We start from the raw sequence: 12,337 nt of genomic DNA, 5'->3' as shown, positions 1-12,337 counted from the left end.
GCACAATTTAACGCCAGTGTTGGAGCTTTGAAGTGAATAACACCCCACTCATCGAAATCGATGCTAAAGCATTGAGAGTCGAGATCGATCTGGTGTACGCCGGCGCAGATAACCTGGCCGGCAAACAGATCTACCAAGACCCAAGGTGCCTGTTGCATCCGGACGCGGAAGTCTGCTTGCGCAAGGCCAGTCAACTGGCACAGCAGGCGGGCTTGACCCTTCGGATTCTCGACGCATACCGGCCGCCCTATGCCCAATATCTTTTGTGGGCCGCGTTACCCAACGCGGAATATGTTCGTGACCCTGCCCTGGGTTCGCATCATAGTCGCGGCGTGGCAGTCGATCTCACGCTGATCGACGCCAAAGGTAACGCTTTGGATATGGGAACAGGTTTTGATGACATGAGAGAAAAATCTCACCAGTTCCACATAGATCTACCCCCTCACGTGCAACAGAACCGGCTCATGTTGTTAGGCATCATGCTTGCCTCGGGATTTACCTACATAGACAGCGAGTGGTGGCATTACGAGCTGCCTGATGCTGAAGCATACCCACTGATTGATGATCAGTCAGTCGCCCCCGCACATTGACTCAATGACCGTGACACCCGACCGGGACATTAATGAATCCCGGCTTAGAACAGGCTGCCAGCTCGTGGGGTTATGCGAATGGCGCTACGTGGATGCCCTGATGCGTCCAGTTTAACTGCCCGGTAAAGCACCAATAATAAACCTGAAGAAATTCCAAACATCGAACGATAAAGGAACCGGCATGAAATCAATCGTTGAACCTCGTCATCTGGCGATGGCTGTTTTCTTCACTGCGATGGGCCTGGGCACCTGGCAATCGGCAAGTGCCGCCGTGCCTCAGGATACCTTGATGATCGGCAAACCTTCCGATCCCCAAACCCTTGACCCGGCAGTGACCATCGACAACAACGACTGGGCAATAACCTACCCTGCCTATCAGCGCCTGGTGACCTACAAAGTCGAGGACGGGAAAGGCAGCACCGAAGTCCAAGGCGAACTCGCCACTGGCTGGTCGACGTCCCCCGATAATTTGATCTGGGACTTCAAGCTCAAGGCAGGCAATAAGTTCGATGACGGAACCGAGGTGAACGCCGAAGCCGTCAAGTTCTCCTTTGATCGAGTGATGAAACTCAAACAAGGGCCTTCCGGTGCATTCCCCGAGGATATGCAGGTCAGCACTGTTGATCCAATGACCGTGCGCTTCACCCTGAAAGCGCCATACGCGCCATTTCTGTCGACGCTCGCGCACAATGGTGCCGCTATCGTGAACCCGGCCATCGCCAAAAAACCTGAAGGTGCCGAGACTTATCTGTCGACGCACACTGCCGGTTCGGGTGCTTTCAAACTGGTCAACTGGCAGAAAGGCCAGACGTTGACCATGGAGCAGAACAGCTACTACGCAGGGCCAAAGCCAACCCTTAACAAGGTGGTCGTGAAGATCATTGGTGAGGCCTCGGTACGCCGCCTGCAACTGGAACACGGCGACCTGGACATCATCGAAGACATGCCTGAAGACCAACTCAAGGCCTTGGCTAAAAAGTCCGGAATTGTTGTAGGTGATTACCCATCGCTGCGAGTCACGATGCTCTATCTGAACACTCAGAAAGCACCGATGAGCAACCCGGATGCCCGTCGCGCAATTATCGAGTCGCTTGATTACAACGGCATCATCCAGGGCATCCTGGGCGGCAAGGCAAAACCGTTGAATGGCCCTATTCCTCAAGGCATGTGGGCTCATGATGAAAAGCTCCCCGTTCTAAAGCAGGATCTGGCCAAAGCCAAAACCGATCTGGCCAAGGTCTCGCCGAAAGTCAGCAACCTGACATTCATGTATTCCGACAAAGACCCGAATTGGGAACCCATCGGGTTGACCTTGCAAGCCGGGCTGCAATCCATTGGCGTCAATCTGAAGATGGAAAAGCTGGCCAACGCCAGTATGCGCGAACGCTTGGGTACAGGTGACTTCGACGTCGCCATCGGCTCATGGAGCCCGGACTTTGCCGACCCCTACATGTTCATGAACTTCTTTTTTGACTCCAAGCTCAAGGGCCTGGCGGGCAACCGGTCCATGTATGAAAACCCGGCAGTCGACAAGCTGATTCGTGAATCGGCTACCACCAACGATATGGCCAAGCGTGTCGAACTGTACCAACAGGCGCAGAAGATTGTGCTGAATGACAGCGTCTACGCCTACCTCTATCAGAAGGCCTATACCTTACCGATGAGCGATAAGGTGAAAGGTTATGTGTTCAACCCGATGCTTGAACAAGTATTCAATATCGGCACGATCACCAAGTAAGGCACAGCCAGTCTCAGCGGCCCCGCAGCACCCGCGGGGCCGCTGCAACGCCATGCCCGCAAGAAGCTTTGCTCTGCCCATTTATAGAGTGACCGAGGTGCCATATGGCCTTCCTGAACATACTGCGAAAACGCCTCGGAGGCCTCCTCTTGGTGGTATTCGGGGTTTCGCTGATCACCTTTTCGATTTCACATCTGATCCCTGGCGATCCGGCGCGCCTGATAGCGGGTGATCGGGCCACTGATGCGATTGTCGATAATATTCGACATCAATTGGGTCTGGACCTGCCGCTGTATCAGCAATACGGGCGTTACATGCTCGACTTGATTCATGGCGACCTGGGAACGTCGATCAGAACCAGCCGACCAGTACTTGAAGACTTGCAGGCGTTCTTCCCGGCAACCCTGGAGCTGGCTTTCGCGGCACTCACGTTGTCGATCCTGGTGGGCGTACCACTGGGCGTATTGTCGGCGGTCTATCACAACCGTCTAATCGACCAGATCGCGCGAACCCTAGCCGTCACCGGCATCTCCACGCCTGCATTCTGGCTGGGTCTGGGTTTGATCGTGGTTTTCTACGGCCATTTGAACTGGCTACCCGGAAGCGGACGACTCGATGAAGGCTTGACCCCACCCCAGAAGTTCACAGGCTTCTACCTGATTGATTCGTTGATTGCCGGTGACTCGGAGCTTTTTTTCAACGCGCTCAAGCATTTGATCCTCCCTGCAATAACCCTGGGTTTCGTCAATCTGGGGGTAATAGCCCGGCAGATCCGCTCGGCGATGCTTGATCAGCTTGGCGAGGACTACATACGCACAGCACGCGCCTACGGCTTGTCGAAGTGGACCGTGATTCTTCGCCATGCGCTGCCTAATGCACTGATTCCTTCAATCACCGTGCTGGGCCTGACACTGGGTGACCTGCTGTATGGCGCCGTTTTGACTGAAACCGTGTTCGCCTGGCCGGGCATGGGCGCCTACGTCGTGAAATCGATCCAATCGCTGGATTTCCCGGCCGTCATGGGCTTCGCCATTCTGGTGTCGTTCATTTACGTGCTGCTCAATATGACTATCGATCTGCTGTATCGCTTGATCGACCCACGCATTGGCGAGGTCAACTGAAAATGTCTGATTCCATTATTGCGCCTGCGGTTACGCCGTTGCCGAGAGTGAACGGCTGGCAGGACAAGCTCGCTTATCTGGGCCACCAACTACGGCGCAGCCCTCTGACCATGGCAGGCCTGCTGATCACGCTGGTGGTATTGCTGGTGATGATTTTTGCACCCTGGTTGGCGCCGCATGACCCCAACGCATTGAACCTGACTCAGCGGCTGGCGGCGCCATCGGCAGAGTATTGGTTCGGCACCGATGAAGTCGGTCGTGACCTGTTCAGCCGTGTCTTGTATGGCAGTCAGCAGTCGGTGGGCGTAGGCCTGTTCGTGGCCTTTACGTCGTGCTTGGCCGGTGGCTTGCTCGGCTGTATGTCCGGGATCATTGGGGGACGCTTTGATAGCCTGACCATGCGCCTGATGGACATCATGCTGTCGGTACCTTCACTGGTGCTGATCATGGCTCTGGCTGCCGCATTAGGCCCCAGCCTGTTCAATGCGATGCTGGCCATTACCCTGGTACGAATTCCGTTCTATGTCCGGCTTGCTCGCGGCCAAGCCCTGAGCATCAGGCAGATGGGCTATGTAAAAGCCGCTGAGACCTTCGGCGCGGGACGCTGGCATATGGTGATCTGGCATGTAGCTCGCAATGCCATGCCTCCCCTGCTGGTGCAATTGAGCCTGGATATTGGCAGCGCGATATTGATGGCCTCCGCATTGGGTTTCATCGGTCTGGGCGCTCAACAACCGACCGCTGAATGGGGTGCCATGGTCGCGACCGGACGCAACTACATTCTTGACCAGTGGTGGTATTCCACCTTCCCAGGCGTTGCCATCCTTATTACCGCAACGGGCTTCAATCTATTGGGCGATGGCGTACGCGACCTTCTCGACCCTCGTCAGCAGGGGAAATGAGCATGAAGACTCAAGCGCAACCAGCGACATTCTCCAGTGATTCCGTGCTGTCCATCGATAATCTGCGGATTGAATTCCCGGCCTACCGCAGCACCGTAAAAGCACTCAATGGCGTGTCGATTGACGTCAAATCTGGCGAAATTGTCGGCGTAATCGGTGAGTCCGGCTCGGGCAAATCGGTGACGGCGATGCTCAGCATGCGTCTGCTGCCTGAACGCGCCTACGAGGTCAAAAGCGGGGCGCTGCATATTATGGGACGTGACATGTTGGCCGCTGAAGAAAAGGATCTGCTCAAGGTTCGCGGTAAAGACGTCGCGATGATTTTTCAGGAACCAATGACTGCGCTCAACCCAACCCGGCGTATTGGTCGCCAGATGCTGGATGTGATCATTCATCACCAGAAGCTGAGCAAGTCTGATGCCCGAGCGAAAGCCATTGCCCTGCTGCGGGACATGCACATTGCTGACCCCGAGCAGGTCATGAACAGCTATCCCTTCGAACTGTCAGGCGGAATGCGTCAGCGGGTCATGATCGCCCTGGCGTTCTCCTGCGATCCGCAGTTGTTGATCGCCGACGAGCCCACCACGGCCTTAGACGTAACAGTGCAACGTCAAGTGCTGTTGCTGCTACGCGAAAAGGCTCGCCAACGGGGCACGGCGATTCTGCTCATTACCCATGACATGGCCTTGGTGTCGCAGTTTTGTGACCGGGTTTACGTGATGTATACCGGTGCGGTGGTTGAGCAAGGCATTACAGCTCAGGTGATGGCTGACCCACGTCACCCCTACACAAAGGGCTTGCTCAGTGGCCTGCCAGAGCAGGTCGAACCTGGTCAGGACTTGATGACCATCCCCGGTCAGGTCCCCAATCTTTCCGCATTGCCTGATGGCTGCACTTTTCGTGATCGCTGTGGCTATGCAATGGCGCAATGTGCCGAGCGGCCGCCGATGTTGACCATCGACGCCGAGACAGGCCGCAAAAGCGCTTGCTGGCTGGCCGAGCCGTCTCGTACTTCATCCTGGGAGTTGCAGTCATGAACCACATAACCGCGCAACCTTACCTTGCCACCAGCCCCGCCATCCTGGGGTTGCAAGATGTCAGGGTTCACTATCCGATGGGCACTGACTGGCTGGGTAGACCCAAAGCGGTGGCACATGCGCTCAATGGTATTGATCTCGATGTGCATGCCGGTGAAACCCTGGGGATCGTAGGAGAGTCAGGGTGCGGAAAGAGCACCCTGGCGCAATTATTGATGGGCTTGATCAAACCCACTTCCGGGAAGCTGGATTGGGTCTACAACACAGACAATGAGCGCAGTAGCAATGTCCAGATCGTGTTTCAGGACCCTCAGTCCTCCTTGGACCCACGTCTGCCAATCTGGAAGATCATCACTGAACCGCTCTTCGTTCAGCACTCTGCCCCCCGCCGGGATATGCGCGACATCGCCGCGAAAATAGCGGCTCAGGTGGGCATTCGTACCGAGTACCTTGACCGCTATCCTCACCAGTTTTCGGGCGGACAACGCCAACGGATCGCGATTGCTCGTGCTCTGTCGTCAAACCCGGACATTATTGTCCTTGATGAGCCGACCTCTGCCTTGGATATCTCCGTGCAGGCGCAAATTCTCAATCTGTTGAGCGAGTTGCAACGAACTAGGGAGCTTACCTACATCCTCATTTCCCACAACGTGTCCGTCGTGCGCCACATGGCTGACCGAGTGGCCGTCATGTATCTGGGGCAGATTGTGGAGCTGGGTTTGGCGTCGCAGGTGCTGGAGCATCCGCGCCATCCCTATACCCAATTGCTGCTCGAAGCCGTTCCCCGACTGGATGTCAGCGTAGATGATGCTCATGCCTCGGCGCCTACTGAGTTGCCCGGCAATCGTAACCTGCCAGCAGGCTGTTTTTTCCGTGATCGTTGCCCGAAGGCGACCTCGGGCTGTGAACGGCCCCAGGCCTTGTTACCGACCAAAACAGCCGGTGGCGGTGAGCGGGTCAGATGCCATTTGGAGTCAGTCGCATAACCCTTGTCGGCATCATGATTGAGATGGGCCGACTGTGGTTGCTCTCGATCTTCACGCTAACCGTCGCGTCTAGTCGACGCAGCGGGTGAAGCTTCGAAGCTTATCCGTAGGCAGGCATTTAAAGCCCCGTAGCTGTGAGTCGCGACCGTCCGCTTTGGGTCGATAGCAGTCACCTGCCAATGCCTCCGCTACTTACAGCGAACCGTCCAAAGCTCATTTACCTTCGTCGTAAAACTCCCACTCATCATCTCCCGCCGCATCGCCCATCCCGGGTCGGCGGGCACACTCCCACTCCGCAACGTCCCCCTACCCCACCTCTCATTAATCTCATCCAACACCCCCATCACCTTCTCCGCCGCGACCGGTTGCCCCTCGGCAAACAAATCATCCGTAAACTCCCCTGGCTGCCGCAGATCCAGCAACAACACCTCAGCCTTGCTGTATTTGAAGCCTGGCCGAAACAGCCGATTGACCGCTTCGGTCGCGGCCTTGGTCATCAGGCGCACGTCATTGGTGGGGTATGGCAGTTCGACCAGGGCGCCGTTGGCGTATTTGGCTTCTTCGGGGTTGAACATGCCGGTGCGGATGCTGACGCGGATCTTTTTGCACAATGAGTTCTGGGCGCGGAGTTTTTCGGCGGCGCGCTGCACGTAGGTGGCCACTGCTTCTTTGATGGGTTCGATGGTGGTCAGGCGTTTGCCGAACATGCGGCTGCTGCAGATCTCTTGCTTGGGCGGTTCGGCTTCGCCCAGTTCCAGGCAGGAAGTGCCGGCCAGTTCGCGGGCGGTCTTTTCGATGACGACGCTGAATTTCTGCCCGAGCATGGTGGGATCGGCTTTGGCCAGGTCCATGGCGGTGGTGATGTTCATCGCATTGAGGTGGGCTTTCATGCGGCGGCCGACGCCCCAGACTTCGCCGACCTCGGTGTTGCGCAGCACCCAGTCGCGTTTGAACGGGTCGCAGATGTCCACCACGCCGCCCGTCTCAGCCTGTAGGCGTTTGGCGGTGTGGTTGGCGAGTTTCGCTAGGGTTTTGGTGTGAGCGATACCGACGCCGACGGGGATGCCGGTGCATTTATGGACGGCGGCGCGGATGGTGCGGCCGAAGGCGGTGAGGTCGCTGGGAATACCGGTCAGGTCGGCGAAGGCTTCGTCGATGCTGTAGATCTCCACGGCGGGCACCATGGATTCGATGATGGTCATCACCCGTTCGCTCATGTCGCCGTACAGCGCATAGTTGCCGCTGAACGCCACCACGCCGTTCTGGCGCAGCGCGTCTTTGATCTGGAAGTACGGCGCGCCCATTTTCACGAAAGGCTTGGCATCGTAGCTGCGGGCAATCACGCAGCCATCGTTATTGCTCAGCACCACAATCGGCGTCTTGGCCAGGTCGGGGCGGAACACCCGTTCGCAGCTGGCGTAGAAGCTGTTGCAGTCGACCAGGGCGAAGACCGGATCAGGCTTTGCCATGATCGCGCACGCTGTATTTCACCACGCCCCAGATCACCAGGTCGTCACCCTCCATCACATAACGCGGCGGGTATTTCGGGTTTTCGGATTGCAGGATGAACACGTTGTTGCGCATGTGCAGGCGCTTGCAGACCGGCTCGGAATTGAGCGCCGCGATGACAATATCGCCGTGCTCGGCGTACAGGCTGCGGTCCACAACCACCAGGTCACCCGAGTAGATCCCGGCCCCTACCATGCTGTCGCCTTCGATCTTCACCAGGTACACGTGCGGCGCGCGGATGTCGAACAGCTCATCCAGGGAGATGTGCTTTTCGATGTGGTCCGCCGCCGGGGACGGGAAACCGGCCGGTACCTGGAAGGAATAAAGTGGGAGCTTTTCGCCCCCTGCCGACAACGGGCCAGGGATAGTGACACTCATGATGCGAACCTTGCGATTGATTGCTGTATGTATATACAGTTAACGACGAAGGCCGGTTTCGGTCAATCTCCTCTGTAGGAAATTTCGACGGGTGACAGCATGTGTGGACGCTATTCGATCTACGAATCCATGGACCACTACCTGCGGGAACTGGCCCCAAAGCAGCTGGTGATCAACGGATACGACCTCTGGCCGATCCAGCGCTACAACGTCGCGCCCTCCACTCGCGTCCAGATAATCCGTAGCACTGAACAGGGCCTGAGCGTGGATAAGGTGCGCTGGGGATGGTCGCCGTTCTGGGCGAAAGGCAAACGACCGGATCCGATCAATGCTCGGGTCGAGACGGTGACGACGGGGAAGTTTTTCAAGCAGCTGTGGCCCAATGGCCGCGCGATTGCGCCCGCTAATGGGTGGTTCGAGTGGGTCAAGGATCCGGCTGATCCGAAGAAGAAGCAGCCGTATTACATCAGGCTGAAAAGCCAGGCGCCGATGTTTTATGGCGCGTTGGCTCAGGTGACGCCAGGACTGGAGCCCCGCGAGGATGATGGGTTTGTGATCATCACGGCGGCGAGTGATCAGGGGATGGTGGATATTCACGATCGGCGGCCGTTGGTGTTGACGCCGGAGTTGGCCAACGAATGGCTTGATCCCGCTACGAGCGCGAAACGCGCCGAGGAAATCGCCAAGGAGTGCTGCAGGCCGGTGGAGGATTTTGAGTGGTATCGGGTGGGAAAGGCGGTGGGGAATGTGAGGAATCAGGGGGCTGAGATCATCGAGCCAGTCGACCAGGACCCGGCTGACCTGTTCCAGCTTAAGGCTCCGATGTAACCCAAATCCTCTCATACCAGCGCCACCCGTGAATGCCCGAACCCAGAATTCGTTTCGCTGCCCGCTTTCGGCCGATTCTGTTGAAAAAGTCGGATTTTCAAACTGGAAGATTTTGAAGTTGATCATCTCTTCAGAACCTATTCACCACGTTGCGTGGCTTTCCGGTTCTGCGTTGATCGTTGCAGCTTGGTTAGTAGGTTGATTTGAAGGTTTTTGCTGATCCCAGGCGCAACTAGCCCGTAGTCGGTGGCCCTTGAGAGGTCAGTTTCGCCAGTCTTCTTAGATTCTGTACCGCAGCCGCCAAGGTGAATTCGTCGTTCGCACCGGTCATTCCTCGTAGTCGCAACCGATCCAGTTTCAGGATTCGCTTGAGATGAGCGAACAACATTTCGACCTTCTTGCGCTCATTGCGAGAACACTGGTATTGAGGTGTCTTGGCGATGCGCCGCGCAACTTCGCGCGCGCTCTCATGGATGCTACGGGCGATTTTCCGGAACGAGGTATTGGGCAGCATTGCTCTTTCATTGAGCAAGTAGCGCAGTCGGGATCGGAAGATGATGGTGTCGGCTTTCGTGATATGTGAGCGTTGGTTCTTGAAGGCCCGCCATTCGCTACGCAGATGCGGTTCCATAAGCGGTATCGCCGATGAGCCGATCAGGCTGGATGTCGAACTGTTCTTCGACCCGCTCGACCATGGTCTTGGCGCTCGCGACCTCGGCGGTTCGATGCGCTGGGGTCGGCCCCACATCCATGATCACACCATGTTCGACATCAATCAGGTAGTTCGTCGAGTAAGCGAAAAACGCCGGGCCTCCTGGTGCTGCTGTCCAACGAGAAAGTGGATCAGTCAGTGACAGGCGCTTGGGCAGTGCTTCGGCCAACGCCTCTGCATCCAGCGCTTCAAGGTACTCACGCACGGCGCGAGTACTGAGCGACGGATCGCGCCAGTTGATTTCATCATCGCCAGGTACGCCACGTTGCCGACTGGCATCTGCCTTGATGACGCTGGCGTCGACCGCAAACCCTTCGCCCTTGACCAGACCTGCGTCCATGCAGCGACGCAGCACCTTGTTGAACAGCCAGCGGAGAAGCGAGCTGTCGCGAAAACGACCGTGGCGGTTCTTGGAAAACGTAGAGTGTTTGGGGACTTCGTCTTCGAGGCTTAAGCAGCCTATCAACATCTCAAACACCCAACCCTAGCTCTATGTATGGGCTTTAGCCGATCCAGTCTCACATCGTGCGCAATCCGTGCGCCGACAAAGTTGTAAAGCTCGTCGAGGCGCGTGAAGTTAGTGCCGGCAAGGTGGCTTGAGACTCATCAACGAGCGCGACGACTCCGGGCCGTCGCGCAGATGGGTAGAAGGTTTTTGCAGCCACGCTAACAGCGCTAAAGTGGTTAGAATTGATCGTCGCGTATGCCATATAAAGAATCGCTTCCGGCGCAGATGCTAGCCTCCAGGCTCAACGTGCGGGGGAGCAAGCGATCAAAGAAAAATTGCGCCGTCGCCAGTTTGCCGCCGTAGAACGCCTCATCCTCTACATATCGTGCTTGAGCCACTGCGGCCATCCGCGCCCACATCCAAGCATAAGCGGTGTAGCCAAACAGGTGTAGGTATTCCACCGAGGCAGCACCTATTTCGTGAGCATTTTTGGCGGCGCGTTCCTGCACCCAACTGCTGATGCGTTCCAGGCGCTCTACCGCATCGAGCAGAACCGTGGCGTGCGGGTTTTCATGCTGATCGGCAAACCGCCGGATTTCGCCGGTGAACTGACGCAGCGCCAGACCGCCGTTGGCGATGATCTTACGACCAAGCAGGTCGAGTGCCTGAATGCCGTTCGTGCCTTCGTAAATCTGTGCGATACGAACGTCGCGCACGAGCTGCTCCTGACCCCATTCACGTATATAACCATGGCCGCCCAATACCTGCTGCCCATGCACGCAGCTTTCAAGGCCTGTGTCAGTGAAAAATGCCTTGGTCACCGGCGTCAACAAGGCCGCCAGGATTTCCGCACTCTGTCGCTCGCTGGCGTCAGGACTGAATTTGCTAAGATCCAGTTGCAGGCCGACATAGGATGCGAACGCGCGGCCACCTTCGGTCAAGGCTTTGATGGTTAACAGCATTCGTCGCACATCGGCGTGTACAAGAATGGGGTCCGCGACTTTGTCCTTCTCCTGCGGCCCAGTAGCTGCGCGGCTTTGCAGACGCTCGGCGGCATAACCGCGTGCGGTTTGGTAGGAGGCTTCGCTGCAACCCAGACCCTGGATTCCGATGGATAGGCGCTCATAGTTCATCATGGTGAACATAGCGGAAAGGCCCTTGTTGGGCTCACCGATCAAGAAACCTGTAGCACCTTCGAAATTCATCACACAGGTGGCAGAAGCCTTGATACCCATCTTGTGTTCGATCGAGCCACAGCTTACGGCGTTTCGTGTGCCGAGGCTGGCGTCAGCTTCGACGTTGATTTTTGGCACCAGAAACAGCGAGATCCCGCTTACTCCAGCTGGAGCATCCGGGAGCCTGGCTAGCACCAGATGGATGATGTTCTCGGTCAGATCATGTTCGCCCCCAGTGATGAAGACTTTGCTGCCAGTGATGGCGTAGCTGCCGCCGGCATCTGGCTGGGCGCGTGTACGAATCAGCCCCAGATCAGTGCCCGCGTGGGCCTCGGTCAGACACATGGAGCCGGCCCATCGGCCTTCGTACATCGGCGGTAGATAAGTGCGCTTGAGAGCTTCGCTAGCGTGAGCATCGATCGCCAGGCACGCTCCGGAGCTCAGTGCCGAATATAGGGCAAAACTGGACCCGGCAGCGTACAGCATTTCCTCGAAGGCAACGCAGAGCATCTTGGGCATGCCCATGCCGCCGTAGGCGGGATTGCCGGACAGCCCGACCCAGCCGCCCTCTGTATAGGTAGCGTAAGCATCGCCAAACCCCGCTGGCGTAAACACATCACCGTCGAGCCACTGCGCACCCTCCTCATCGCCACTGCGGTTGATCGGGGCAATAAGGCTCCCGATCACCTTAGCGGCTTCTTCTAGGATGGCATCGGCCGTATCAGCATCGATCACGTCGGCCAGGGCCGGCGTGCGTGCCCACATGGTCGGACCGGCGAACACTTCGTGCAGGACAAAGCGAAAATCGCGGAGAGGGGCATTGTATACAGGCATAGTTGCTACTCGTATGGGTCTCGCACAGCGAGTGGAAGACAGAGAGCCGAACCCGAGCTTTGGGTTCGGCCCTCATCGC

At 57.1% G+C, this 12,337-nt stretch carries 10 protein-coding genes and 1 pseudogene; 7 read left to right on the top strand and 4 right to left on the bottom strand.

What is annotated here, in order from left to right; translation table 11 throughout:
* Positions 1-32: 32 nt before the first annotated feature.
* The 6 genes from ddpX to IV01_RS21760 all read left to right on the top strand — a co-directional run bounded on the left by ddpX (position 33) and on the right by IV01_RS21760 (position 6,374).
* The gene (gene ddpX, locus IV01_RS21735) at positions 33-590 is read left to right on the top strand and encodes a D-alanyl-D-alanine dipeptidase (RefSeq protein WP_032625869.1); all 558 of its coding nucleotides are present in this window, start codon (positions 33-35) and stop codon (positions 588-590) included.
* A 181-nt stretch (positions 591-771) separates the two neighbouring features.
* On the top strand, positions 772-2,328 hold the full coding sequence (locus IV01_RS21740) for an ABC transporter substrate-binding protein (RefSeq protein WP_032625867.1): 1,557 nt from the start codon (positions 772-774) through the stop codon (positions 2,326-2,328).
* Positions 2,329-2,432: 104 nt separating this feature from the next.
* Complete coding sequence (locus tag IV01_RS21745) at positions 2,433-3,449, top strand: ABC transporter permease (protein WP_032625865.1); 1,017 nt, start codon at positions 2,433-2,435, stop codon at positions 3,447-3,449.
* 2 nt (positions 3,450-3,451) lie between these two features.
* On the top strand, positions 3,452-4,351 hold the full coding sequence (gene ddpC, locus IV01_RS21750; RefSeq protein WP_032625864.1) for a D,D-dipeptide ABC transporter permease: 900 nt from the start codon (positions 3,452-3,454) through the stop codon (positions 4,349-4,351).
* 2 nt (positions 4,352-4,353) lie between these two features.
* Positions 4,354-5,388 (top strand): ABC transporter ATP-binding protein, encoded by a 1,035-nt coding sequence (locus tag IV01_RS21755; protein ID WP_032626061.1) that lies wholly within the window; start codon positions 4,354-4,356, stop codon positions 5,386-5,388.
* Positions 5,385-6,374 (top strand): oligopeptide/dipeptide ABC transporter ATP-binding protein, encoded by a 990-nt coding sequence (locus IV01_RS21760; RefSeq protein ID WP_032625862.1) that lies wholly within the window; start codon positions 5,385-5,387, stop codon positions 6,372-6,374. The genes IV01_RS21755 and IV01_RS21760 overlap by 4 nt, the downstream gene beginning before the upstream one ends.
* 188 nt (positions 6,375-6,562) lie before the next feature.
* Here IV01_RS21760 and umuC read toward each other — a convergent pair whose 3' ends face one another.
* Together umuC and IV01_RS21770 are read right to left on the bottom strand one after the other, a co-directional pair.
* Positions 6,563-7,843, bottom strand: a complete 1,281-nt coding sequence (gene umuC, locus IV01_RS21765; RefSeq protein ID WP_032625861.1) for a translesion error-prone DNA polymerase V subunit UmuC — start codon at positions 7,841-7,843, stop codon at positions 6,563-6,565.
* Positions 7,830-8,261, bottom strand: coding sequence for a LexA family protein (locus IV01_RS21770; protein WP_032625859.1), 432 nt, complete (start codon positions 8,259-8,261; stop codon positions 7,830-7,832). Before IV01_RS21770 ends, umuC begins: the two co-directional genes overlap by 14 nt.
* A 99-nt stretch (positions 8,262-8,360) precedes the next feature.
* Between IV01_RS21770 and IV01_RS21775 the strand changes: the two genes are divergently transcribed.
* The gene (locus IV01_RS21775) at positions 8,361-9,089 is read left to right on the top strand and encodes an SOS response-associated peptidase family protein (RefSeq protein WP_032625858.1); all 729 of its coding nucleotides are present in this window, start codon (positions 8,361-8,363) and stop codon (positions 9,087-9,089) included.
* A 232-nt stretch (positions 9,090-9,321) separates the two neighbouring features.
* On the opposite strand, the pseudogene IV01_RS0124580 reads toward IV01_RS21775, so the two are convergent.
* Together IV01_RS0124580 and IV01_RS21780 are read right to left on the bottom strand one after the other, a co-directional pair.
* A pseudogene (locus tag IV01_RS0124580) lies at positions 9,322-10,255 on the bottom strand (transposase); the annotation flags it as partial.
* Between the two features lie 230 nt (positions 10,256-10,485).
* Positions 10,486-12,258, bottom strand: a complete 1,773-nt coding sequence (locus tag IV01_RS21780; RefSeq protein WP_032625856.1) for an acyl-CoA dehydrogenase C-terminal domain-containing protein — start codon at positions 12,256-12,258, stop codon at positions 10,486-10,488.
* Between the last annotated feature and the right edge of the window lie 79 nt (positions 12,259-12,337).

It is taken from the genome of Pseudomonas syringae, assembly GCF_000737245.1.
Lineage (GTDB): Bacteria > Pseudomonadota > Gammaproteobacteria > Pseudomonadales > Pseudomonadaceae > Aquipseudomonas > Aquipseudomonas syringae_J.
This window is presented reverse-complemented; position numbering and strand designations above follow the sequence as displayed.

What these genes read in the sequence shown, in the direction of transcription:
- IV01_RS21740 (WP_032625867.1), top strand. Translation starts at nt 772, where the DNA reads ATGAAATCAATCGTTGAACCTCGTCATCTGGCGATGGCTGTTTTCTTC.
- IV01_RS21745 (WP_032625865.1), top strand. Translation starts at nt 2,433, where the DNA reads ATGGCCTTCCTGAACATACTGCGAAAACGCCTCGGAGGCCTCCTCTTG.
- ddpC (WP_032625864.1), top strand. Translation starts at nt 3,452, where the DNA reads ATGTCTGATTCCATTATTGCGCCTGCGGTTACGCCGTTGCCGAGAGTG.
- IV01_RS21755 (WP_032626061.1), top strand. Translation starts at nt 4,354, where the DNA reads ATGAAGACTCAAGCGCAACCAGCGACATTCTCCAGTGATTCCGTGCTG.
- IV01_RS21760 (WP_032625862.1), top strand. Translation starts at nt 5,385, where the DNA reads ATGAACCACATAACCGCGCAACCTTACCTTGCCACCAGCCCCGCCATC.
- umuC (WP_032625861.1), bottom strand. Translation starts at nt 7,843, where the DNA reads ATGGCAAAGCCTGATCCGGTCTTCGCCCTGGTCGACTGCAACAGCTTC.
- IV01_RS21770 (WP_032625859.1), bottom strand. Translation starts at nt 8,261, where the DNA reads ATGAGTGTCACTATCCCTGGCCCGTTGTCGGCAGGGGGCGAAAAGCTC.
- IV01_RS21775 (WP_032625858.1), top strand. Translation starts at nt 8,361, where the DNA reads ATGTGTGGACGCTATTCGATCTACGAATCCATGGACCACTACCTGCGG.
- IV01_RS21780 (WP_032625856.1), bottom strand. Translation starts at nt 12,258, where the DNA reads ATGCCTGTATACAATGCCCCTCTCCGCGATTTTCGCTTTGTCCTGCAC.